The 15,292-nt window shown below is 63.3% G+C and carries 15 protein-coding genes; 4 read left to right on the top strand and 11 right to left on the bottom strand.

Going from position 1 to position 15,292, the window contains the following annotated elements; genetic code table 11:
- Position 1: 1 nt before the first annotated feature.
- The 8 genes from U741_RS0113170 to U741_RS17920 form a co-directional block, all read right to left on the bottom strand.
- Positions 2-958, bottom strand: a complete 957-nt coding sequence (locus tag U741_RS0113170) for a pirin family protein (RefSeq protein ID WP_029890920.1) — start codon at positions 956-958, stop codon at positions 2-4.
- A gap of 92 nt (positions 959-1,050) precedes the next feature.
- On the bottom strand, positions 1,051-2,007 hold the full coding sequence (locus tag U741_RS0113165; protein WP_029890919.1) for an alpha-L-glutamate ligase-like protein: 957 nt from the start codon (positions 2,005-2,007) through the stop codon (positions 1,051-1,053).
- Positions 2,008-3,525, bottom strand: a complete 1,518-nt coding sequence (locus U741_RS0113160; RefSeq protein WP_029890918.1) for an inactive transglutaminase family protein — start codon at positions 3,523-3,525, stop codon at positions 2,008-2,010.
- Positions 3,522-4,049: an ATP-dependent zinc protease family protein gene (locus U741_RS0113155; RefSeq protein WP_084155103.1), complete on the bottom strand. Its 528-nt coding sequence runs from the start codon at positions 4,047-4,049 to the stop codon at positions 3,522-3,524. Before U741_RS0113155 ends, U741_RS0113160 begins: the two co-directional genes overlap by 4 nt.
- A gap of 60 nt (positions 4,050-4,109) precedes the next feature.
- Positions 4,110-4,523 carry an FxsA family protein gene (locus U741_RS0113150; protein ID WP_029890916.1) on the bottom strand — a complete coding sequence of 138 codons (414 nt, stop codon included), beginning with the start codon at positions 4,521-4,523 and terminating at the stop codon, positions 4,110-4,112.
- The gene (locus U741_RS0113145) at positions 4,523-7,543 is read right to left on the bottom strand and encodes a valine--tRNA ligase (protein ID WP_029890915.1); all 3,021 of its coding nucleotides are present in this window, start codon (positions 7,541-7,543) and stop codon (positions 4,523-4,525) included. The genes U741_RS0113150 and U741_RS0113145 overlap by 1 nt, the downstream gene beginning before the upstream one ends.
- 103 nt (positions 7,544-7,646) lie before the next feature.
- Entirely contained in the window at positions 7,647-8,408 is a 762-nt protein-coding gene (locus U741_RS0113140; protein WP_029890914.1) for an alpha/beta hydrolase, read from the bottom strand.
- A 218-nt stretch (positions 8,409-8,626) separates the two neighbouring features.
- Positions 8,627-9,106, bottom strand: a complete 480-nt coding sequence (locus tag U741_RS17920) for a pilin (protein WP_052378808.1) — start codon at positions 9,104-9,106, stop codon at positions 8,627-8,629.
- A gap of 547 nt (positions 9,107-9,653) precedes the next feature.
- Between U741_RS17920 and U741_RS0113130 the strand changes: the two genes are divergently transcribed.
- A complete protein-coding gene (locus U741_RS0113130) occupies positions 9,654-10,214 on the top strand; it encodes an SEL1-like repeat protein (protein WP_029890912.1) in 561 nt (186 codons plus the stop codon).
- A 17-nt stretch (positions 10,215-10,231) separates the two neighbouring features.
- Here U741_RS0113130 and U741_RS0113125 read toward each other — a convergent pair whose 3' ends face one another.
- Complete coding sequence (locus tag U741_RS0113125; protein ID WP_200872724.1) at positions 10,232-10,609, bottom strand: septal ring lytic transglycosylase RlpA family protein; 378 nt, start codon at positions 10,607-10,609, stop codon at positions 10,232-10,234.
- 129 nt (positions 10,610-10,738) lie between these two features.
- Between U741_RS0113125 and U741_RS0113120 the strand changes: the two genes are divergently transcribed.
- The gene (locus U741_RS0113120; protein ID WP_029890910.1) at positions 10,739-10,990 is read left to right on the top strand and encodes a GlsB/YeaQ/YmgE family stress response membrane protein; all 252 of its coding nucleotides are present in this window, start codon (positions 10,739-10,741) and stop codon (positions 10,988-10,990) included.
- A 77-nt stretch (positions 10,991-11,067) separates the two neighbouring features.
- On the opposite strand, the gene U741_RS0113115 is transcribed toward U741_RS0113120, so the two are convergent.
- Both U741_RS0113115 and U741_RS0113110 read right to left on the bottom strand, forming a co-directional pair.
- Positions 11,068-11,499, bottom strand: coding sequence for a DNA polymerase III subunit chi (locus tag U741_RS0113115; RefSeq protein ID WP_029890909.1), 432 nt, complete (start codon positions 11,497-11,499; stop codon positions 11,068-11,070).
- Entirely contained in the window at positions 11,496-12,989 is a 1,494-nt protein-coding gene (locus U741_RS0113110; RefSeq protein ID WP_029890908.1) for a leucyl aminopeptidase, read from the bottom strand. The genes U741_RS0113115 and U741_RS0113110 overlap by 4 nt, the downstream gene beginning before the upstream one ends.
- 156 nt (positions 12,990-13,145) lie before the next feature.
- Here U741_RS0113110 and lptF point away from each other — a divergent pair, with 156 nt between their 5' ends.
- Positions 13,146-14,225 (top strand): LPS export ABC transporter permease LptF, encoded by a 1,080-nt coding sequence (gene lptF, locus U741_RS0113105; protein ID WP_029890907.1) that lies wholly within the window; start codon positions 13,146-13,148, stop codon positions 14,223-14,225.
- Entirely contained in the window at positions 14,222-15,292 is a 1,071-nt protein-coding gene (gene lptG, locus U741_RS0113100) for an LPS export ABC transporter permease LptG (RefSeq protein ID WP_029890906.1), read from the top strand. Before lptF ends, lptG begins: the two co-directional genes overlap by 4 nt.

The raw sequence follows: 15,292 nt of genomic DNA, 5'->3' as shown, positions 1-15,292 counted from the left end.
GTCACCGGGTTTTGAGGTGGAGGCCGGTCAGGTCAGGCGCGACCAAGGGCGGAGAAGGACTGCCGATGACGGCGCCGAAGCCTTGCCCGGCATTCCAGTCGTCGGTGGCTTTTTCAATCTCGGCCTGGGTGCGGCCGACGAAGTTCCACCACAGCAGAATGCGCTCTTCAAACGGGGCGCCGCCCAGGAACAACAGTTGGCAGGACTCGGTGCATGACACCTGCACGTCGCGGCGCCCGGTGCCCAGATAGAGCAGGGTGCCGGGCGCAATGGCGTCACCTTCCACCGTGACCTGGCCGCGCAGCACCAGCACGCCGTGCTCGAAGTCGGGCCGCAGGGGGACTTGGGTGGCGGCCGCTGCGTCGGCCTGTAGGTCAACGCCGAGCAATGGCGTGTGGAAGCGACCGGGCGCTTCATGACCCAGCAGTTCGCCGGCCAGCACCGTCAGTTGAAACCCGTCGCGGTTGATCAGCGGCAGGTCGGGGAAGTGCTCGAACGCGGGTTCACAATGTCGAACGGCGTCGGGCAGGGCAATCCACAGCTGTGCCAGATGCAGGTTGCCAGGATCATCATTCACCGCATCCTCGGAGTGGGCGATGCCGCGCCCGGCGGTCATCAGGTTGACCTGTCCACGGCGGATGATCTGTTCGGTGCCGAGGCTGTCGCGGTGAAAGATTTCGCCGTCGATCATCCACGAAAAGGTCTGCAGGCCGATGTGCGGATGGGGCCCCACTTTGATGCCCTGGCCATGGCCGTAAGCCATTGGCCCGGCGTGGTCGAGAAAGCACCACGCGCCAATCATGCGGCGCTCGGGGTTCGGCAGGGCGCGGCGGATGGTCAGGCCAGCGCCGAGCACGGCGTCGCGGGTGGCGAGGCGCTGCAGCACCGGCTTGCCGGGACAGGCCGGGCAGTCGCGGGAGTCCGAAATGCCGGGCGAAAGGGCTTTGGTGTTGCTCATGGGGCGGGTGACTCCGGCGGTTGGCGAAGGACGTCGCGTTGGTGGTGACCCACTTTAATCAATGCCGGAGCGTCTGACGTTACCGCTGTCGTTCAATCAGCCGGCGTGTCGGCCAGGGTGCGCTCGACGTAGCTGACGCGGTCTTCCACCGACGCTTTCGGATTGCCATCGCGTTCGATCTTGCGCAGGTAAGGCGCCAGACCGGTGCCATTGGCAATTTGGATGGCCAAACCAGGGCGGGCGTTGAGTTCGAGAATCAGCGGGCCCTTGTCGGCATCCAGCACCACGTCAACGCCAAGGTACCCGAGCCCGGTCAGCTCAAAGCAGCCGGCTGCCAGCCGCAGCAGCACGTCCCATTGTGGAATCGCGTGGCCGCCAATGGCATGGCCGGTATCGGGATGATGGTCAATCTTCATGCTGTTGAAGACGCCGTGGTGGGTCACGCCGGTTGCGATGTTGATGCCCGCGCCGACCGCACCCTGATGCAGGTTGGCCTTGCCATCAGAGCTGCGGGTGGGCAGCCGCACCATGGCCATCACCGGATAGCCCTTGAAGACGATGGTGCGGATGTCGGGCACACCCTGGTAGGTGATGTCCTTGAACAGCGGATCAAAGCGCACGCGATATTCGATCATCGCGTGGTCGGGCTGGCCACCGAGGCTGTACATGCCACTGAGAATGTTGCCGACGTGGTGCTCCAGCGACTCCAGCGTGACCAATTGGCCGCTGGCCTTGCGGAACAGTCGACCCTGCCGGCCATCGATTACGACAATACCTTCGCCGCCGGAGCCATGGGCGGGCTTGATGACGAAGTCCTGATAGGGCGCGAGCAGGCTGGCCAGGCGCTGCGCGTCATGATTGGTTTCGACCACGCCGTAAAGCTCGGGGACGGCGATGCCGGCGTCCACGGCAAGCTGCTTGGTGATGAGCTTGTTGTCGACCTTGGGATAGTCGCTACGCCGATTGAGCTGCGAAATGTAATCGCCGTTGCGTTGGTTCAGGCCGACCACGCCCAGCCGCTTCAGCTTGCCTGGCCATGCGAAGTACATTTATTTGGCCAGGTCCCGGAAGCGACGCAACTCGGTGAGCCGGTAGCCGGTGTAGCGGCCCACCAACAGCGTGATGCCCAACACCAGTAACAGCAGTTCAGGGAACACGAACACCAGATGTTCGACCTGCGGGTGGAACATCAACAGGTAACACGCGGCCGCGACGATCAGGCTGCCAATGCCCTGGCGAATGGCGTCACCCGCACCGAGTTCTTCCCAGACGATGGACATGCGCTCAATGGTCATGGCCAGAATCACCATCGGGAACAGCGCCACCGACAGGCCAATTTCAAGATTCATGCGATGCGAAGCGATGGTGACCAAGGCCATCAGCAGAATCACGGTGATGACCACGGCCGCAAGGCGTGGCACCAGCAGCAGCTTCAGCCGTTCCAGATAAAAGCGGATGGTCAGCCCCAGCGCGACGATCAGGGTGAACAGCACCACGCCGCCGACCAATTGGGTTTCGCGAAACGACAGGGCGATGAGCACCGGCATGAACGTACCGAAGGTCTGCACACCAATGATGTTGCGCAGCATCACGATCAGCAGCGCGCCCAGTGGAATCAGCAACAGAACCCGGTAAAGGTTCTGGGTTTGCACCGGCAGGTCCAGCAGCGACACCTTGGACAGCGACGCCTGCTCGGCGCGCGAGCGTGATGCAGCCGTGCTCAGTGCCGGCTCGACGCTCTTGATCGCAGAGAATTGCGCGACCGCATTGCGCGACCGGGTGACCTCAAACAGCGGCGCCTCACCTTGCCACCACAACAGCACGTCGTCGGGCAGACCGATGGCGCCGGTCAACGGGTCCAGCGTCTGCCAGCGTTCGCCGTTGTTGACCTGCAGCCAGGTGCGCGGCTGGATGTCGCGCGCGCCATCGACCAGCGGCAACCCATAGACCTTGCGCGCCGGGATGCGTGCACTGGCCAGCATCTGCACCGCCAGCGCCGCTTTCTCTTCCGCCGTGTTGGCGCCGTCGATCAGCAGCGTGACGTTGGGGCTGGGCTGGGTGGCGTTGAGCTCCATCACCAGAGCCGTCGCGAACGAAAAAATGTCGGCGCTGCGGGCACGCACGTCGTCGAGTACGGCCAGCACCGCGGCCCCAAACGGCTCTTCGTACTCGGGGACCTTCGCCAGCGCTGGCAAGCCCTCAGGCGGGCGCGGCTCGGTGCTGCGCACGACGCGGGCACGGTAATAGAGGGCTTGGCTGCCGGCGGTGCGACGGGTGGTCCAGACGGCGCGGCGTGAGGTGCCGGCCGATTCTGTCGACAGGCCGTAGCCGCGCGAGATGAAGTTTTCGTCCAGCACGGTATAGCCGGGTGGGTCGACGGGCACGTTCAAGGCAGCGCGCGTGGCACCACCGATGGCTTCGAAGCTCAGCTTGGCTTCGACCAGCCAAGTGTCAATCGACGCATCAGGCTTGACGGGATATCCCAGTACTTGCCATTTGTAGCCAGCGATTCCAAGGGCGGTGAGCATCAGCATCGCCGCCAGTACCAGGACATGCCATTTCATCAGCCTTTATCGCCCTTGGCCGGTTTGCATTCGGGTTTGGTTTCGTAACGGCTGCCGGAATCCACGACGATGTGTCCTTTAAGAAAGTTACGGCCGACCAAGACTTGGTAGTTGAAATCGGTTCGGTCCGTGAGGCTGAATTGTGCCACTTGGTACACGTGTCCAACACACATGCCCAACTCGACGACCGGGCGGACGTGCGGCGCGGCATCATGGCGGCGAATGCGCACCGTTCGCACCACCGGCGCCTCAAAGCCGATCAGGTTGTCTTCGTCTTCCGGGTCGATGATGTCGAAGCGAATCCACTCTTCGCCATCTTTCTCGAACGGCTCTTTGTTGATCGCGTTCAGGGATGAGGTGGTGGCGCCGGTGTCGAGCTTGGCCTTGAGTTCAATATCGGGATTGTCGAAACGGACCTTTTCGATGTAACCGAGAATTTCCAGTTCGCCCGGTTTGGCCTTGGCGTGGGCGGTCAACGGCAGTGACGAAATGAGTGCAGCAAAAACATACGCGTGCCAATTTTTCATTGTAGAGACTTTGGTTTTGGGCTCGACGGCGATGATGCGAAACCTCATCCGCACCACTGCTTAATCATCATTTTGCGCTTTGTACTCGCCTTCAAGAATGACAGGTCGCCGCAAATCCGGTCGAGCCTTGGCGATGCCGCTCTGTAGCCGCCCGGCGAGCCGTTCTCGAAGACTGCCACCCAACACCAGCGTTGCGCCGATGACATCGGAAATGACACCGGGCAGCAGAAACATCAATCCGCCGACCAGCTTCATCAGGTCGGCGAGGGGCGATGCCTGGGGCAGCTCGCCCTGCGCTGCCGCGATCTGCACCTTGCGCAGCGCATTCAGACCGGTGTGTTTGATGGTCCACACACCCAACAGACCGGTGAGAAAAATCCACCCGAAGATGGGCCCGGCACCAAAGCGGTTCACCAGTTCCACCAACAGCCAGATTTCGGTGGCGACGAACACGAACAGCATCAGCAGCGGCATTACATGGCCTCGATTTGGCGACGTTGGGCCGCCAGTTGTGCCAGATCGGCATCCTGTTTGGCCAGCAGGTCGCGGGCCAGCTGCTGCACATGTTCGGGCGCTTTGCCGAAGTTGGGATTCCCGACGCGCGCAGCGGTTTTTTCGCGATCACCGTTGAGTTTGGCAAGGGCCTTGTCCAGCCGGGTCAGCTCGGCTTCCTTGTCGATGAGCCCGGCCATGGGCACCAGCAGTTTCATCGTGCCGCACAGCGCCACGGCCGATTCGGGGGCGTCATCGCCGACCATCTCGACCGACTCGATTCGCGCAAGGAAGCGAATCGAACCCTCCAGACGTGCCAGTCGGGCACGGTCGGTGTCGCTGGCGTTCTGGATCAGCAGCGGCAGGGGTTTTCCGGGCGATAGGTCCATCTCGCCGCGAATCTGGCGAATGCCCAGAATCACCGTTTTCAGCCAGTCGATGTCGGCTTCGGCGGCCGTATCGATCCTGGCGGTGTCGGCGACCGGGTAGGGCTGGTGCATGATCGTGGCGCCGGTCTTGCCGGCGAGCGGCGCCAGCTTTTGCCAGACCTCTTCGGTGAGGAACGGCATGATCGGGTGCAGCAGGCGCAGCGCGGTTTCCAGCACCCGCACCAGGGTGCGCCGCGTGCCGCGCTGCTGCTCGGGCGTGCCGGTTTGCAGCGCCGGTTTCGAGAGCTCCAGATACCAGTCGCAGTACTCGTTCCAGATGAACTGGTAGAGCGCCGTGGCCAGCAGGTCGAAGCGGTAGTTCTTGAAGTGCTCGGCGGCCTCAAGCTCCACACGCTGGAGCTGCGAAATGATCCAGCGGTCGGCGGCGGTGAGGCTGTAATGCCCTTCTTTCGCTTGAGCGAGAGAGGGCTGCGCATCGCGCAAAAGGCTTCCGTCGGCTGCGCCGACGCCCTCTCCCTGGCCCTCTCCCGCTTGCGGGAGAGGGGATGAAAGCAGACCGCAGTCTTGGTCTTCACACTGCATCAGCACAAAGCGCGCGGCGTTCCAGATCTTGTTGCAGAAGTTGCGATAGCCCTCGGCGCGACTCGCGTCGAAGCGGATGTCCCGGCCCTGGGTGGCGAGCGCGGCGAACGTGAAGCGCAGCGCGTCGACGCCCACGGCGGCGATGCCGTCGGGGTAATCCTTGCGGGATTTCTTTTCGATCTTGGCGGCCATTTCAGGCTGCATCAGGCCCGTGGTGCGCTTGGCGACCAAATCATCGAGCGTGATGCCGTCCACCACGTCCAGCGGGTCCAGCACATTGCCCTTGGACTTGGACATCTTGTTGCCTTCGGGGTCGCGCACCAGCCCGGTGATGTACACCTCGCGGAACGGCACCTCCTGCTGGAAATACTGGCCCATCATCACCATGCGGGCGACCCAGAAGAAGATAATGTCGAAGCCGGTCACCAGGACCGCGCTCGGGTAGTACTTGCTCAGCTCAGGGGTTTTCTCTGGCCAGCCCAGTGTGGCGAAGGGCCAGATGTCGGACGAGAACCAGGTGTCGAAGACGTCGTCGTCTTGGGTCAGCGGGATGTTCCCCAGCGCGTGTTTGGCACGGACCTCGGCTTCACTGCGGCCGACGTAGACCCTGCCTGCCGCGTCGTACCAGGCGGGAATGCGGTGACCCCACCACAACTGACGACTGATGCACCAGTCCTGGATGTTATTGAGCCAGTGGTTGTAGGTGGTCTTCCAGTTGTCGGGCACGAACTGGATACGGCCGGATGCGACCGCGTCCAGTGCAGGTTGGGTGATCTGGGCCCAGCCGCCGGGGCGTCCGTCTTCCAGCGTTTTGCGGGTGAGGTCCACAAACCACTGGTCGGTGAGGTAGGGCTCCAGCACGGCGCCACTGCGGTCGCCACGCGGCACTTTAAGGGTGTGGTCCTCGACCTTCTCCAGTAAGCCAAGGGCGTCGATGTCGGCGACGATCCTCACGCGTGCCTCGAAGCGATCTAACCCTCTGTATTGCTCAGGGATATGCTGATGGTCAGGTGGGTAAGGCTTTGACTGAAGTCCTGTGTGAACAACTCCTGGTGGATCTTCTGCACGTTGTCCCCAGTCAATATCATCAAATTGTGATCGCTTGAGATGGGCTGATTTCGTAAAGAGGTTGATGGCTCTTAAACCATGCCGCAATCCAACTTGCCAGTCGTTGAAATCGTGCGCCGGCGTGATTTTCACGCAGCCGGAGCCAAACTCAGGATCAACGTAATCGTCGCCAATGATGGGAATCTCGCGGTCCACCAACGGCAGACGAATGGTCTTGCCGATCAGGTGTTTGAAACGCTCATCCTCGGGATGCACCGCCACGGCGGTGTCGCCGAGCATGGTTTCGGGGCGGGTGGTAGCCACCACCAGATGCCCGCTGCCGTCGGCCAGCGGGTAGCGGAAGTGCCATAGATGGCCCTTCTCGTCTTCCTGCACCACTTCAAGGTCCGAGATGGCGGTTTGCAGTACCGGGTCCCAGTTGACCAGCCGCTTGCCGCGATAGATCAGTCCGTCTTCATGCAGCTTGACGAAGTGCTCGATGACCGCCTCTGGATATCGGTCGCGCGGTTTTTCAGGGTTGCCCATCGTGAAAATGTCTCTCGACCAGTCCACCGACGAGCCCATGCGGCGAATCTGTTCGCTGATGGTGCCGGCCGAGTACTTCTTCCATTCCCAGACCTTGTCAAGAAATTGCTTCCGGCCCAGTTCAGCGCGCGACGGTTCACCGGCCTGTTTGAGGTTGCGCTCCACCACCATCTGCGTGGCGATACCCGCGTGGTCGGTGCCGGGCTGCCACAGCGTGTCTTTGCCGCTCATGCGGGCGTGACGAATCAGCGCATCCATGATGGTGTGCTGGAAGGCGTGACCCATATGCAGCGTGCCGGTGACGTTGGGCGGCGGAATCATGATGCTGTAAGGCGCGCCATCGCCCGGCGCGTGCTGGCCTGCGGCAAAACAGCCATCGGCCTCCCAGCTCTGGCGCCAACGGGCTTCTACTGCGGCGGGTTCGAACGTCTTGTCCATGGCGACCGGGTTTTCAACGCGAACCGGCAGGTACGCGCAGGTGAAAGGAGGTCGCGAAGTTTACGCGTTCGTCCCCGTTCGCCGCGACGTTGTGCAGGCTTCTTTATGGGTCTGACCGCAGCAAGGTCAAATAATCGGGATGCTGGCTGATGGAGTTGTGACCAGTGCCTGGAATGACGTATAGGGTTGCGACACCAGGCTGGAAGTACCGCATCAGCGCGTCACTGCGCACGCGCGGGATGACTTCGTCGGCCTCGGCCAGCAAAACGCGTGTGGCTGCCGTCACGTTTGGGGCGTAACGCCACGACTCATATTTGTCGAACATGAGCCACTGCACCGGAATGATTCGCAGCCGCTGCGCTGCCACATTGGCGATGCTGTCGTAAGGCGTGATCAGCGTCAGTCGGCTGACCGGGCGCTGGCTGGCCAGATACACGGCCACACCACTGCCCAGACTGCGACCCACCACGGTGATGTGCGTGTGCGTGGTTTTCACCCGGTCGTAAAGCGCCAGCGCATCGGCAAACAGCGCCGCTTCAGACGGCTGACCGGTGCTGCCGCCATAGCCCCGGTAATGCATCAGGTACAGCGCATGATCGGGGAACGCCCGCGAAAATCCGGCCAGACTGGCCGAAACATCCTCGGCATTGCCACCCAGGTAAATCAGCGCCCGGTTCCCCGGTTTCGGGCGATGGCTGACGCGCAGCGTCGCGCCGTCCACCGGCAGGGTCATGGCGGTGTTGGCGCCCGCTGTCGCGGCGCGCGGGTGGTAAATCAACGACGACTGGGCCACAAACAACAACGCACACACGGCGGCATACCCCAGCGCGCTGCTGATCAGCACGAACAGGGCGGTGCGTTTCAACGGCAGGCCTTCAAGTGGGGCACCGCAAATCTCCGGAGGGGTGAGCCGTTTTCGCCCGGCCAGGTTGAGGGTTGCCCACTGCCCCGTCGCAGTGGGCGAGCGTGCCGCGAGGCGTTCGCCAATGTACCCGCCAAGAAAAAAGCCCGCCGGTGAGGGCGGGCTTTGGGTTGCGGCAGATGCAAAAGTCTGTAGTCAAACCGCTCTATCAACTTACTCCCTTACGTGCCGTCACCACCGTCAGCGATTGCGCCACAAGCGACGACAGTGCCCTGACATCCAGACGGGAGATATTTTGTGTCCTCTTCGTCAACCGCCGCGCAGACCCAACCCGTGATGGTGTCGCCGTCGGCGTTGCAGGACGGGGTAAATGTGAATGCAGCACTGCGCACCGCAGCGGACGTCGGTGCGACAGCGGCCATCGTGAAGGTGATAACGCCAGATTCGTCATGCACTGCGGTCGCGAAGTACTTGCCTGGGTCTGCAGCGTCGTAAACCCCTGTGTCAGGGAAAGCTCCCTGAGCTTGAGCAAAGTCCTCAATGCCTGTCCGTATCGCGCCGGCGGTTACAACGCCTTCAGACACCTGTGACCGAGCGATGTAATCCTGATAAGCCGGAATGGCAATCGCCGCCAAAATGCCGATGATGGCCACCACAATCATCAGTTCGATGAGGGTGAAACCCTTTTGTACGTTCTGCATGGTGAAGTCTCCAGATGGGTTGGTGGATGCAAGGGCGATCCCGGCATCTGGAATGGTTAACGCATGGGTGATGCCAAAGTTTTAACTGCATGATGAGCGAAGAAGCGCGACGTTTGTCATCGTCAATTCGGGTTTGTCTTGATCGCGGCGGGTTTGTCCCGGTCAGTTGAGACACGCGAGACAGCGGCGGGCCGCCAAAAGGGCCTTTTTCGCTTGACCGGGTCGGCATGATTCCAGCCGGTGCCGCATGCGCAGCCCAAGCTGTCATACCGGCGCACGCCGGTATCCAGAACACGAATGCCATACCCGCAATCGGCGGCGCGCTCGTGAGGCGCGGCATCACCCGGTCATGGATGCCGGTTCAGGTCCGGCATGACGCACGGACCAAGAGGCGGTTTGATTCGTGGCGCCGGGCTGTTGCCCATGGCATCAACCTGGGCTCACCCGCCCGATGGCCGGTGGCGCGTTGCCGCGCCGTGCTATATGTGGCGACCGTTGATGGGTGTCGTTGCCCGTTCACGCCCAATCCGATTTCAGGCTCCGATTGATGCGCTACATCTCCCTCTCCACGGCTGCGCTGCTGACCGGCTTGAGCAAGCGCACCTTGTGGCGCCGCATTGCGCTGAAAGGGCTGCGTGCGCGTGGCGGACGCAATGCGGGGGGGGGGGGGGGCACGCGTGTTTCACTGGATGATGTTCTGCCGCTGCTCAGCGTGGTTATCGAGGCGGACGATCACGAGCTGATCATGGCGGTCGACCGGGGCGAGCCGCAGGCGCAATGTGAATTGGCATTGCTGTTCATGGAGCAGGACCTGTTCCCCGAAGCGCAGCCGTGGCTTGAAATGTCGGCGCGTGGGCATTGCCCCGAGGCGATGCTCTGGCTCGGGCGCTGCCGGATCGCGGGTTTGGGCGTTGGCGTGGATGTGCCTGCGGGCGAGGCCTGGATTGGCAAGGCGGCGAGGCTCGGCCATGTGATGGCTGGCCATTTGACGCACTATCTGAACGATCCGGCCCGGCCGGCGCTGGGCCCCATGGCACTGGATGAAGCACTCGACCATGTCGAGCTCGCGGTGGTTGTCAAGGCGCTGGCCAGCGCGTCGACGTCGTAACCGCGCCCGTCGCGTCTCTAATCCAGCGGTGAGACCCGCACCGGAGCAAGACCGCTGTCAATCATGTCGAGCGCCTCGGCACCGCGCCGCGACAGGTCGATCACCCGGCCTTTGACAAACGGCCCGCGGTCGTTGATGCGCACGGTCACCGTGCGGCCGTTTTCGAGGTGTTCGACATGCACGCGGGTGCCAAAGGGCAGGCTGCGGTGCGCAGCGGTGAGCGCCTGTTGGTCCAGGGTCTCGCCGCTTGCGGTTTTGCGGCCGTGGTAACGGTCGCTGTAGTACGAGGCAATGCCCTGCTCGCTGGGGCCCTCGGGGCGCGCGTCGCGGCTGGCGCAGCCGCTTGCCAGCAGGGCCGCCATCAAGGCGGGCATCAGGGTCAACGAGGCGCGCATGCGAAGACTCTTGCGTAAGGACATTTTCGTAAAGTAACCGAGCGTCGCGATCAGCGACGATTCACGGGATTCGGCTAATGTGCCGTCGGTCACCAAACCGGTGACCAAAAAAGGCTAAGGAGAACACCCATGGGCATTCTGTCGTGGATCGTGTTGGGGCTGATTGCGGGCTTGCTGGCCAAGGTGCTGATGCCGGGTCGCGACCCGGGCGGGTTCATCATCACCATCCTGCTGGGCATCGGGGGCGCGTTCGTCGGCGGCTGGGTGGGCACGCAACTCGGCATTGCCAGCTTCAACGGCTTCACTCTGCAAGGCGTGCTGGTCGCCACCGGCGGCGCCGTGTTGCTGCTGGTGCTCTACCGCTTGCTGCGCAAAGCCTGACCCGATGTAACGCGGCGACCAAACGGGTGCTGGCAGCCGCCAGCACCCGTTTTACGTTGAGGCTAAGGACTTGTCAGTCAGGTGCCAAGGTCGTGGGTCTGCAGTGGGAAACCCTTGTCGCGATAGGTCTTGAAGCGCGCCCGACTGACGGCGCGTTCGGCCTCGTTACCCGACACGATTTCGAGGACGCGCTCAAAGCGACCGAACCAGGCTGGAATGTCATCGCCTAGGTTGACCAGCACATCGAGGTGGGTGTCTGGGGGCTCGATGTCACCCAGCAAGACGGCGGGCTGCGGGGCGTCGATGGCTTGCCCGGTCCAGTTCTCGTGGGCGACGAAACTCCCTTGGCGCGTGCTCCACAGCGCGCCGTCCAGCGCGGCCTGACGGTCGGGCGCGGCCCGCACATAGATTTTGTGGCCTTGCGCGGCGGCCTTGTCGCAGAGTTTGCAGACGGTGGAGACCGGGTCGGTCACGGTGGCGCCGAGAATGTAGAAATCGACCCGCGTCATTTTGCAGCCTGATCGACCAGAAACTGGGTGACCAGGGCCACGGGCCGCCCGGTGGCCCTTTTGCCGACCCACGACGAGGCGGCGATGTCCATGTGTGCCCAACGCATGTTCTTGGCAAAACGCTGCAGAAACACCGCGCCGATGATGGCACCCGCTTCGCCTGCACCCCGGGTGGCAATGTTGGGAATGTCGGCGAAGTCGCTGAACAACTGGTCGTCATATTCCTCCCACATGGGCAGACGCCAGGCGCGGTCGGCGGTGTCGGTGCCCGCCTTGAGCAGGCTGTCGGCCAGCATGTCGTCATTGCTGAACAGGCCGCTGGCAGGATGGCCGAGCGCCACGACGCAGGCACCGGTCAGGGTGGCGAAGTCGATGCACACCTCGGGGTCGTGAAATTTCTCGGCATAGGTCAGCGCGTCGCAGAGAATCAGACGTCCTTCGGCGTCGGTGTTGAGCACTTCGATGGTGATGCCGGCCATGGAGGTGACAATGTCACCGGGTTTGTTGGCAGCCCCGTCCGGCAGATTTTCGGACGACGGGATCAGCGCCACCAGGTTGATCGGCAGCTTGAGCAACGCTGCGGCCTTCATGGCGCCAAACACGGTGGCACCGCCACACATGTCGAATTTCATCTCGTCCATTTTCGCTGACGGTTTGATGGAGATCCCGCCGGCATCAAAGGTCAGGCCCTTGCCGACCAGCACGACGGGCTTGGCACCCTCCGGTCCGTTGCGGTATTCCATGATGATGAACTTGGGCGGCTGGCGTGAGCCCTTGGCCACCGACAGCAGTGCGCCCATGCCCAGCGCTTCCATGTCGGATTGCTCAAGGATGCGCGTGACGATGGGCAACTCGGCGGCGAGCTGCTGCGCCACCGAGGCAAGGTAAGTCGGCGTGCAAATGTTGCCCGGCAGGTTGGACAGGTCTTTGGCGAGCGTGATGCCCGCTGCCGTGGCGCAGCCTTGGGCAATGCCCTGCTCAATGGCGGCGGCATCTTCTGGCGCGCCGCTCAGCGTCAGTTTGGCCAGCGTGGCGGGGATGATTTTGGCCTGCGCCGCCTCGCCCTTGCAGCGGTCCATGCGGTAAAGCGCCTCCTCACCGAGGCGCACCACGCGCTCGGCGAGTTGCCGGGCCGAATGGGCGCCGGGCAGGTGGCGCAGATCGAGCACGGCATCGGCCGCGGCGGTGAGCTTCAGGCCGCTGAAGACCGCGCCCAGCACTTTTTTCAAGGCCTTGTCATTCAGCGCGTCCTTGCCGGTGCCGACCAGTAGGAGGCGTGCGGCCAGGTCGCCGCCGTCTGTCGGGATCAGCAGCAGGGTGCTGCCCAGCTTGCCGCTGAAGTCGCCGCGTTTGCGCGCCTGCTCAACGGGCGTGCGCACGCTTTCCGGCAGCTCGGCGAGCGCGGCCGAGGCCGCTTCGCCCTCGGGCAAGGGGAGCACCCGGCAGTCGGTTTTGAGAGCGTCAGTGGCGGCGGCGTGGCGATAGTCCATGTGCTGAAGGGTCCTAAAAAGGCGTGTGGATGGCGGCAGATTGCGCGCATGGCACCAGTGTAAGCAGTCGATCTGCAGTGCGCTGGTAACACGGGTTCCGTGATGGCGTCGATCAGATCACAGCGGCTGCGGTCGCCACCCGGGCATAATTTGTCGATGACCCGTGCACGCCTGTTCGAACGCTATCTGCTGCGTGAAGTGACCCAGAGCTGGCTCGCGGTCACGGTCGTGTTGCTGGCGATCATGCTCGCCACCCGTTTCGCCCGTTTTTTGGGGGATGCCGCCAGCGGCCAATTGCCCGAGGAGCTGCTGTTTCAGGTGGCTGCGCTTTCCAGCCTGCAGTACCTGATTGTGCTGACGCCCATCTCGCTGTTGCTGGCCGTGATGATGGCGCTGGGGCGGCTTTACCGCGATCAGGAGGTCACCGCGCTGCTGGCCTGCGGCGCGCCGCTGGCATCTTTGTATCGGCCGGTCATGTTGTTGGCCGCTGGCATATGCGTGTTGACTGCGGTGCTGTCGTTCGAGCTGGGGCCGTGGGCCGGACGCACCGCTGATCGTCTGGTGGCCGATGCCGCACGCAATAACCGCTACAACCCCTTCGAGGCGGGTCGCTTCACCGATGTCGGTGCGGTGGACGCAACGCTCTACACCGGGCAGGTTAGCAGCGACGGCGCACAAATTCGCAACTTCTTTGCCGTCCAGCGACTCGCGGACGGCCGCGTTGCAGTGGTGGTGTCGGACAGCGGCGGCAGCGCCGCCGACCCGCAAACCGGCGAGCGCGTGGTGACGCTCGAAAAAGGCCACCGTTACGAGGGCCGGCCGGGTGAGGCGGCCTTCGACGTGATCGGTTTTGACCGCCTCAGCGTGCGCGTGCCGCCGCCGGAGTTTGCCGAGCTGAGCAACAAACGCAAGCTGGCGCCGAGCGCCGAGCTGCAGAATTCCGACGCCCTGGCCGACCGCGCCGAATGGGCGTTTCGCATCGCCGTGCCGATGTCGGTGATGATTCTGGCGTTGCTGGCGGTGCCGCTGTCACACGTGCGGCCCCGCAGCGGGCGCTACAGCCGCATGGTGGTCGGTGTGGTGCTGTATCTGGTGTACAGCCAGACGATGACCTTGGCACAGGTTTGGATCGCCAAGGGCACGCTGCCGCCGCTACTGGGCATCTGGTGGGTCCATGCCATTTTTGCGGCCATGGCGCTGGCGCTGATTGCCAAGCAGGCGGGGTGGCGCACGTGAAGCGCTTCGACCGGTACATCGCCCGGCACGTCATGCTGATGAGCGGTCTGGTGGCCTTGGTGCTGATCGCCCTGTTCAGCTTCATCAGCTTCATTGGCGATGTCGATGACACCGGGCAGGGTGGCTTCGGCTTGCTGCAACTGGCCGGATTCACCGTGCTGATGATGCCGACCGCGCTGTACACGCTGTTGCCGGTGATCGCCCTGCTGGGCACCATGGCCGGCATGGGCGTGCTCGCGTCGCAGAGTGAGCTGACCGCGTTACGCGCGTCGGGCATCTCAACTTTCCGGCTTTCCGGCTCCGCGCTGATGGCCGGGGTGATCATCGCGGTGATGGCCGTCGCGCTGGGCGATTTCATCGCGCCGTGGTCCGCCGACCGTGCCGAACGGTTGAAGGCCAGTGCACGCATGGGCGAAGCCGCGGCCGAGGTGCAACGCCCTGCGTGGCTGCGGGTCGGTGATGACGTGGTGCACGTGCTCGACATCCGCTCACCGGTGGAGATGGGCCCGGCCGAGCTGTTCGAGCTGGATCGCGCCGGCGGCCTACGGGCGTGGTCCGAGATCGGTGAGATGCGTTACGACACCGAACGGCAACGTTGGCGGCTGTTTGACGTGAGCCGTACCACGTTCTTCGACAACCGCGTCGAGGTGGCTCGCGAGGACGAGGCCGACTGGGCCGGCGAGCTGTCGCCCGAAGTCCTGCAACTGCTGCTGCTGGAAGCCGACAGCACGTCGATTCGCGGCTTGATGCGGCTGGTGAGTTACCTAGAGGCCAACGCCCTCGACACCGTACGCGCCGAACGCTCGCTGTGGCGCAAGCTGATGGTGCCATTCACCGTGATTGCCATGACCCTGTTCGCGGTGCCCTTCGTGTTTGGTTCGCTGCGCGACAGCGGCATGGGGCAGCGGTTGTTTCTGGGCGTGCTGATTGGCGTCGCCTTTTTCGTGATCAACGAGGTCTCGCTGAGTATCGGCCAACTGTACGGCTGGCCGGCCATCGTCGGCGCCGGGCTGCCCAGCGTGGCGCTGCTGATCGCGGCGTTCTGGAAGCTGCGCCGGGCGCGGTAG

The organism is Polycyclovorans algicola TG408 (genome assembly GCF_000711245.1).
GTDB lineage: Bacteria > Pseudomonadota > Gammaproteobacteria > Nevskiales > Nevskiaceae > Polycyclovorans > Polycyclovorans algicola.
Note: the sequence above shows the minus strand (reverse complement) of the source record. Positions and strands in the feature narration are given on the sequence as shown.